The organism is Methylobacterium sp. B1 (assembly GCF_000333255.1).
GTDB classification, from domain to species: Bacteria; Pseudomonadota; Alphaproteobacteria; order Rhizobiales; family Beijerinckiaceae; genus Methylobacterium; species Methylobacterium fujisawaense.
The window spans coordinates 1-1,593 of the sequence record NZ_BACT01001072.1; the positions used below are offsets into that span (position 1 = coordinate 1).

The window sequence follows — 1,593 nt, forward strand, 5'->3', positions numbered from 1 at the left end:
AGGGGAACGCCGTCGATCCGCGCGGGCGCGTACAGCCTGAGGGCGGTCCCCACGCCGTGTGTTCGATCTTTGTAAGAAGTCCCGATCCTGATCTCCGCTGAAGGCGGGCCCCGGTGCGCCGCCGGCATGGTCGGTGAGCAGAAACGCCGTGCGGGCCAGGGAGAGCCTCGCGGTGGCGGCGCGCCCCTCCCGCAACCGGGCGATCAGGCCCCGTATGGACGCCGCCGCCATCAGATAGCCGGTGGCGTGGTCGAGCGCCTGGACGGGCAGCGGCACCGGCCGGTCGGCCTGTTTCCAGCGCTGTCCGGCCGCCGCGATGCCGGCCGACATCTGGACGAGGCTGTCGAAGCCGCGCCGGCCGGCCCAGGGCCCGGTCCAGCCATAGGCGCAGAGCGTGACGTCGATCAGGTTCGGATTGAGCGCCCGGCGATGCTTCTCCCCGTAGCCGAGCCGCTCCAGGGCATCCGGGCGGTATCCATGCACGAGGATGTCCGCCTCCGAGAGCAGCCCCTCGAACCGCTGTCGGTCGGCGGCCCGATGGAGGTCGAGCCGGGTGCAGACCTTGCCCAGGGTGACGTCGGGCGCCAGGGACGGCTCGTCCCAGCCGGGCGGGTCGATTCGCAGGACGTCGGCGCCCAGCCCGGCCAGGAAGCGCGTGGCCACAGGCCCCGCCAGGATGCGGGTCAGGTCGAGGACCCGGATCCCCGCGAGGGGACGGGCCGGGTCCGGGCGCCACCGTCCGGAGTCGTGGCCGGGCGCCTCCGTGACCGCCACGAGGGGCTCGGCCCGGACCGCCCGGCCCTGGTCCAGTCGCTGCCACGCCTCCAGGCTGCGCATCGCCGCGGCGCAGCCCCCCGCGCGCAGGATCGCCGATTCCAGGGTCTCGGCCGCCTCCCGGGCCACGGCGGCCGCAACCGCCTCCCGGTCGCCCGGACAGTCGAGCACCGAGAGGGCGGCGGCGCGATGGTGGGGCGCGTTGGTGTGCAGCCGGATCCAGCCGTCCGCCGCCCGGTAGTCGCCGGCGATCGGGTCCCAGGCGGCCGGCATCGTCCATCCGCGCGGCCGCACCGACGGGCCGAACCACGCCGAGGCGAGATGCCGGTCCACCGTCACGGCGGGCGCATCTCCGAACAGGCCCAGAAGTTCGGAGACGGCGAGGCCGGCGGCACCGATCGCCGCCGTCGCCAGCTCCGTGACGGGGAAGCAGGACGGCAGGCTCTCCGTGCCGGTGACCGTCAGCCGGTCTCCGGCATCGGGCGGCAGCGCCAGGGCTGCCAGCGCCTCCGCGAAGATCGACCGCAGGGCGTCCTCGTCGGCGTGTCGCTTGCGCATGGTCGCGGCCCTCACATGACCTGTGCAGGGTGGCGGCCGCCGACGGATGAATCAATCTTGTACCGCTGATGGGCAGGACGGACCGGCTCCCCGCTCCATCCGGACGGCGCCGTCCGGGCGCCGGCCCATACCGGCCCATGCCGGCCCATAGCGGCAGGGCCGGCCTTGCGGCCGGCCCTGATGGGCGTCGCGGCGCCGTCCGCGCGGGGGCGGCGCCCGGCCGGCCTCAGGCGAACATGTCGGGCTGGGTCTCGGCGATGT

Annotated in this window: 1 protein-coding gene; it reads right to left on the minus strand. The window is 74.9% G+C overall.

From position 1 onward, the window contains the following. Positions 1 to 1,332 (minus strand): CoA transferase (locus tag I53_RS29770; RefSeq protein WP_251982497.1); only part of this gene is annotated, 1,332 nt, incomplete at its 3' end. Positions 1,333 to 1,593: the final 261 nt, after the last annotated feature.